Source organism: Parvibaculum sp., assembly GCF_040882025.1.
Lineage (GTDB): Bacteria > Pseudomonadota > Alphaproteobacteria > Parvibaculales > Parvibaculaceae > Parvibaculum.
In genome coordinates this window covers 6,822-13,545 of the sequence record NZ_JBBECC010000171.1, presented here as the reverse complement: position 1 = coordinate 13,545, position 6,724 = coordinate 6,822, and the positions used below count along the sequence as shown (strand labels likewise).

The following is a 6,724-nucleotide window of genomic DNA, read 5'->3' as shown; positions in this document are numbered from 1 at the left end:
CTCTACTTCGCCCTGTCGGTGACATATCCGGCCGCTGCCGGGCTGGGCGGCGGCGGCGTCTGTCTGGCGCGCAACGCCGGGGAACGCACGATCGAAAGCATCTCCTTCCTCGCGCGCAGCCCGCGCGGCGGCGGCGCCATTGCCATTCCCGGCAATGTGCGCGGTTTCGCGCTGCTGCAGGCGCGCTACGGCAAGCGCCCATGGACCGCCGTGCTCGGTCCTGCCGAACGCATGGCGGCGACGGGGTTCCCGGTCTCGCGCGCCGGCGCGCGCCAGCTTGCCGATGCGGCGGCGCTCATCGCCGCTTCGCCGTCGCTACGCGGCAGCTTCGCCGGCAAGGACGGCGAACGCGCCCGCGAACTCGATCACGTCACCCGCGTTGAGCTGGCGGCGGTGCTGGCCTTGATACGCAGCCAGGGCGTCAATGGTTTTTATGCCGGCCAGACCGCGCGGGCGCTGGTCGATGAAGCGCGCCTCGCCGGCGGCGCCATGAGCCTCGAGGATCTCCGCGACTACCGTCCGGATGTCGCGCCTGCACAGATGCTTTCGTCGCCTGCCGGTGCGGTGGCGGTTCCGGCGCAGGCGCTCGGTGCGGGCGTTTTTGCCGCCGCGCTCTGGCGCGACACTGAAAAGGCGAGCGCCGCCGAACTGGCGGATATTGCACGCCGCACGGCCGTGTCGCTGGGCGTCACCGAGAATCTCGGCCGCGATTTCGGATCGACGGCCTTTGCGACGATCGATGGAAAGGGCGGGGCGGTCGCCTGTGCCGTCACCATGAACGGCGCCTTCGGCGCCGGCCGCGTCGCGGAGGGAACGGGCATTGTCATGGCCGCCAATCCGCAACAGGCGTCGGGCGGCATCGCCTCGGCGTTTCTGATGCCGGTCATCGTCACCAGTGCCAACGGCACACGCGTCTTCTTCAGCGGCGCAGGCGCGGGCGCGCCTGAAGGCGCGGCGGCGATCCAGCACGCCGCCAGATCGGCCCTGGCCGGAACCGGCGCCGTTGCGGCGGCGCTCGCCGCGTCGCCCGCCGATGCGCGTTCGCCGGCCCATGCCATTGCCTGCCCCGAAGGGCTCGCGACGGGCGCCTGCAGTCTTGCCGTCGGCCCGCGCGGCGACGGCATGGGCGTCACGGCGGCCGGCTCAAGCTTCTGATTTTTTCACCTGCCGGAATCGAAAGGGCCTGAGGATCGCTCCTCAGGCCCTGATCGTTTGCGCGTTGCGCGGTCTAGCGGCGCTGCCACCAGCCGCGGCGCACTGGTTCGTCTGGCCGGTCGGGCTCGGCGGAACGGGGGGCCGCTGCGTCGGGCTCCGATGAATCGCCCGCCGTTTCGACCGCCATCTCGACGTCCCGCTCGGGCGCGCGCTCGACGACCGGATCGGTAACGGGTTCTTCTGTCGCCGTTTCCTCGGTCTCTTCCGGCGCTTCTTCTTCGACCGCGTCCTCGGTCACGGCCGGTTCATTGCGGGAATAGGATAGAAGAACCGGCTCGTTCCGGTCGGCATCCGCGTCATCGTCGGCGATGCCTTCCTGCTCGGCGGAAGCGGCGATAGCCGGGCTCTCCTGGCCGTCCTCATCCGGCCGGCGGCGATTGCGCCGCCCGCCGCGCCGTCCGCGCCGGCGGCGTTTGCGCTGTCCGTTCTCGTCCAGTTCGTCCTGCGCCGCCGCGGGGCGCGTTTCGCCGTCGGCCGCTTCGGCTTCCTCCTCCTCGCCGTCGTCGTCCGCCTCGGCGCCGGCCGTCGGCGCCGCCTCGGTCTCGCCGCCCGCCTCCCGCTCCTCGCCGGGCTTCCGCTTGCGCCGGCGGCGCTTGCGCCGGCGCTGGCCGTCGCCCTCATCGGACGATCCGCGCGCCGGGACGGATTCCTGCGTCTCCTCGGCTTCTTCCTCGGCGTCCTCTTCCTCTACGGCCTCGACGACATCGTCGTCGTCCGCCGCATAGCCGCTTTCAATGCTGATTGCGCCTTGTGCCGGCCGCGTCCGCGTCAATGCGCGCGCTTCGGCCTGCTCGATCCGGTGGTCGGAACCGGTCAGCGTTCCATCCGCCTCGATATAGACGGAAACGCCGTAGCGTTCCTCGATGTCGAGCACATTGGCGCGCTTCTGGTTGAGAATGTAGATCGCGACCACCGCCGGCACCTTGACGGTGAAAGCGGCGGCGCGGCCCTTGACCGCTTCGGCCTCGACGCCGCGCAGCACATGCAGCGCCATCGACTCGACCGAGCGCACAAGGCCCGTGCCGGCGCAATGCGGGCAGGTGACGGTCGAACCCTCCAGCACACCGGAACGCATGCGCTGGCGCGACATTTCCAGCAGACCGAAATGACTGATGCGGCCGACCTGAATGCGCGCCCGATCGGTCTTCAGGCAATCCTTGAGCTTGCGTTCGACCGCGCGATTGTTGCGGTTCTCATCCATGTCGATGAAATCGATGACGATGAGGCCGGCGAGATCGCGCAGACGCATCTGCCGGGTGATTTCCTCGGCCGCCTCGAGATTGGTCTTGAGCGCCGTCTGTTCGACATTGCGTTCCTTGGTGGAGCGCCCCGAATTGACGTCGATCGAAACCAGCGCTTCGGTTGGATTGATGACGATATAGCCACCCGATTTCAGCGTGACCGTCGGGTTGAGCATCGAGTCGAGCTGCTGCTCGACCTGGTATTTCTGGAAGAGCGGCTGCTTGTCCTTGTAGGGCTGCACGTTCTTGGCATGGCTCGGCATCAGCATGCGCATGAAGCCCTTGGCCTCGCGGTAGCCCTCGTCGCCTTCGATATGGATCGCGTCGATATCCTTGTCGTACAGATCGCGAATCGAGCGCTTGATCAGGCTGCCTTCCTCGTAGACGAGAGTGGGCGCCGTCGATTTCAGCGTCAACTCGCGCACGCTTTCCCACATCCGAAGCAGGTATTCGTAGTCGCGCTTGATCTCGGCCTTGGTGCGCTTGGCGCCTGCCGTGCGCACGATCAGTCCCATGCCCTCCGGCACGTCGAGCGTCTCGGCGATGCTTTTGAGCTTCTTGCGGTCGGCCGCGACCGTGATCTTGCGCGAAATACCGCCGCCACGCGCCGTGTTCGGCATCAGCACGCAATAACGTCCGGCGAGCGACAGATAGGTGGTCAGAGCCGCGCCTTTGTTGCCGCGTTCTTCCTTGACGACCTGAACCAGCATGATCTGGCGGCGTTTGACGACTTCCTGGATCTTGTAGGAGCGGTAGTTGACGCGCTGCTTGCGCGGCGCGGCTTCCTCCATCGCATCCTCGGCGCCGACGGACTCGATCGTTTCGTCGGAGACGACCGTTTCGGTTTCGCCGCGCTCGATCGCCTTTTCGCTTCTGCTTTCGGCGTCGCCATTGCCGGGCGCATCGGCCGCTTCGTTGCCGTTGCCGCCGTCGGCCTCGATGTCGGTTTCATCCTCGGCGTCGGCGCCGGCCTCGGTGGGTTCCTCGGGCACCTCCATGGCGGCAAGCGGTGCGGCGGGGGCTTCGTCCTCGTCTTCCGCCTCGCGCTCGCGCCGTGCTTCGGCGGCCTGCTGTTTCAGCAGGGCTTCGCGATCCGCGACCGGGATCTGGTAGTAGTCGGGGTGAATTTCGCTGAAGGCGAGGAAGCCGTGCCGGTTGCCGCCATATTCGACGAACGCCGCCTGAAGCGACGGTTCGACGCGCGTTACCTTGGCTAGATAGATGTTTCCTCGAAGTTGCTTCCTGTTTTCCGATTCGAAGTCGAATTCTTCAACGCGATTGCCGCTCACGACCACAACCCGAGTTTCCTCGAGGTGGGCCGCGTCGATCAGCATGGTCTTTCCCATATGGAATATCTCCGGGGCGCTGTCCGCCGCGCATGTCCCGCCGCAATGTCATGCGGCCGGCCGGGCGCGGGCGGGCGCCATTTGTTGTATGCGTCCGGGCCGCCGCGCGGGCGCCGGTGAGGCGCGCCGCGGCAGGTCCGGACGGGATCTGTAAAAAAGTGGCGAGGGCGCGCCGCATGGCCGGCATCGCAACCGGGCGAACACGGCTTTTGGAAAAGCCCTGTCCGGTCTGCCGGTCGTGAAGTCGCGGAACTGCGTTGTGCATCTCTACCTTTGGTGCACCCGTTGAGCCGCCGGGTGCCGGCGTGTTCTTGTCTTCGCCGCGCGGACCCGGCATTGCGGCCGGGGCGGGCGTTGCGGGCGCGGGGGCCCGCTCTGGCGCGTCTGTTTGGCGTTGTCCGGGATGATTGCCTTGGGAAAACGCCGGGCCCTACGCGGTCGACGCTCGGGTCCCATCCGGTTGAAGACGGTTGGGGCGCGGCGCGACGGTTTACCCGAATCCTGTGTCGGCGCCCTTGAAAGCCTTGAACTTGCCGGGCGCGGTCTGTTTGTACCCGCTGCCGCGCTGATTTGGCAAGCGCGGCGTCGGCGGCCTTCACTGGCCGTCAATTGTGCCGTTATTAACCAGTCTACCCATTGAAATATCGTAAATTTTGGCGTGATAACGTATTTTGAAGTAATCTGACGGCTATATTGAGGCGAGTTGCTTCGCGGGCCGCGGTTCGCGATGGGCTGCCGGGGGCATCCGGGCGGCAGGCCGGAGCATCCGGCCGACAGTGGCGTTCGGGAAACCGTGGCGGACGGCACAGGTAAAGGCAGGTCCCACGGTGTCGCCGCGGCGGATGTTTATGAGAAATAACAGACAGAATCGGGGGTTTGTCCGGCGGGCGCGCCATCTGGCCCTCGCGGCCGTGCCGGCGCTTGCCCTCGTCCTTGTCGTCCTCGTCGCCGCGCCGCCGCGTCTCGGCGCTGAGGATTTGCCAGCCGACGGCCTGGACGTGGGCGAATTGGCCAAACTTCTGGCCCGCGACCTCGAAAACGATCTCCTGACGACCGGTGCGCTGAGCGATGCACCGCCCGCCGCCGCCATTCCGCGTGCAGCCCCCTTGCCGAAGGGCATGTCGGCGGTCACCGGCATCCGCCTCGGCGATCACGGGGAACAGACCCGCTTCGTGATGGAACTGACGGGCGACGCCGCAGTCGACTACCGCGTTTTCACGCTCTCCGATCCCTACCGCGTCGTCATCGACATGACCGGCGTTCCCTTCCGCCTCGACGAACCGGTCGCGCCGGCCATGCGCGGCTCCGTTTCCGGCTATCGCTACGGCCGCTTTCAGGGCGACACCTTCCGCGTCGTCATCGACATGACGGAGCCGGTGGTTGTCGCCCGCAATTTCGTGCTCGACCCGCAGGCGGGCTTCGGCCGCCGCATCGTGCTCGATCTCGCACCGACCGACAGCGCCAGCTTTGCCCGAAGCGCGGGCGCGCCGGCCGAGGAAAAAGCGGCCGCCGCTGCGGCCGCGCAGCAAATCCAGTCCATCGCCGCCGTACCGATGAGCCCGCCGGCCGAGCGTGTCGAGCGCCGCCGCGTCGTCGTTATCGATGCGGGACATGGCGGCGTCGATCCAGGCACCACCGGCCGCAGCGGCGTCAAAGAGAAAAACATTGTGCTGGCCTTCGCTCGCGAACTCGCCACGCAACTGCGCGCCACCGGCCGCTACGACGTGCATCTGACGCGCGAGACCGACATCTTCATTCCCTTGCGCCAGCGCGTTGCCATTGCGCGCGGTCACAAGGCCGATCTCTTCATGTCGATCCATGCCGACGCGATCGCGAAAGCCGATGTGCGCGGCCTCTCGGTCTACACGCTTTCCGAAACCGCCTCCGACAGTGAAGCGGCCGCGCTGGCGCGTCAGGAAAACCGCGCCGACCTGATCGGCGGTCTCGACCTCGACGGCGAAAGCCCGGAAGTCACCGGCATCCTGATCGATCTCGCCCAGCGCGAGACCAAGAATTATTCGGCGCGTTTCGCCCGTTCGATTGTCGACTATGCCGGCCAGAAAACGACCACGCTGCAGCGTCCGCACCGCTTTGCCGGCTTCGTCGTGCTGAAAGCGCCTGACGTGCCCTCGGTGCTGATCGAACTCGGCTTCCTGACCAACGCCAGCGATGAAAAACAGCTGGTCTCGTCCTCCTGGCGCACGGGTGTGGCGGGGTCCTTCACCCGCGCCATCGACCGTTATTTTGGCGACCGCATGGCCGAAGGGCCGCAATAACCTCTCGAAGGAGCGGAAATCCCGCCGGATCGCCCCATACTCATTGCGAGGGGGCGCGCAACCGGCAGGAGGCCCGCTGTGAGCTATACTCGTTTCGGCGCGATGATCGCGACCTCGACCCTTGTGATGTTCGGCCTGATGTACCTCAACACATGGGCGCTGGACCATGTGTGGTTCAGCCAGACGCGGGGCTGGATGGCGCTGGTGATGGGCGCGACGATGGCGATCGTCATGCTCTCCTTCATGCTGGGCATGTACGCGAATGCCAGGGCGAATGTCGCAATCTATATCGGCGCCGTGCTGGTGTTCGCCGGCGCTCTCTGGCTCGTTCGCGGCCAGCAGACCGTCGACGATGTTTCCTACATGAAGGCGATGATCCCGCATCACTCGATTGCGGTTATGACCAGCGAACGGGCGCGGATCGCCGACCCACGCGTCCGGCGATTGGCGGATGAAATCCTGGAGACGCAGCTTCGGGAAATCGATGAGATGAAACGGCTGATCGCCGACATCGAGCGAAACGGCGTCGCCACCGGCCCGCAACCTTGAGGAAAGGCGGGCATGCGGGAAAAATGCCGGAAAATGCACGTCCCGGACGCGTCGTAAGGCGGCGGCAACGGTTTCTTGGTAAATAGCCGCCTTAATA

Annotated in this window: 4 protein-coding genes; 3 read left to right on the top strand and 1 reads right to left on the bottom strand. The window is 66.4% G+C overall.

Features of this window, described 5'->3' with window-relative positions:
* Positions 1–1,155, top strand: a 1,155-nt coding sequence (locus tag WEB61_RS12510) for a gamma-glutamyltransferase (RefSeq protein WP_368064669.1), incomplete at its 5' end; no start/stop codon positions are given.
* 73 nt (positions 1,156–1,228) lie between these two features.
* Here WEB61_RS12510 and WEB61_RS12505 read toward each other — a convergent pair.
* Positions 1,229–3,802: a ribonuclease E/G gene (locus WEB61_RS12505; protein ID WP_368064668.1), complete on the bottom strand. Its 2,574-nt coding sequence runs from the start codon at positions 3,800–3,802 to the stop codon at positions 1,229–1,231.
* A gap of 848 nt (positions 3,803–4,650) precedes the next feature.
* Between WEB61_RS12505 and WEB61_RS12500 the strand changes: the two genes are divergently transcribed.
* Together WEB61_RS12500 and WEB61_RS12495 are read left to right on the top strand one after the other, a co-directional pair.
* Positions 4,651–6,078 (top strand): N-acetylmuramoyl-L-alanine amidase, encoded by a 1,428-nt coding sequence (locus tag WEB61_RS12500; protein ID WP_368064667.1) that lies wholly within the window; start codon positions 4,651–4,653, stop codon positions 6,076–6,078.
* Positions 6,079–6,156: 78 nt separating this feature from the next.
* Positions 6,157–6,627, top strand: coding sequence for a DUF305 domain-containing protein (locus WEB61_RS12495; protein WP_368064666.1), 471 nt, complete (start codon positions 6,157–6,159; stop codon positions 6,625–6,627).
* Positions 6,628–6,724 lie beyond the last annotated feature (97 nt).

Bases quoted from the DNA above. Each gene is read 5' to 3' on its own strand.
- WEB61_RS12500 (WP_368064667.1), top strand. From the start codon at position 4,651: ATGAGAAATAACAGACAGAATCGGGGGTTTGTCCGGCGGGCGCGCCAT.
- WEB61_RS12505 (WP_368064668.1), bottom strand. From the start codon at position 3,802: ATGGGAAAGACCATGCTGATCGACGCGGCCCACCTCGAGGAAACTCGG.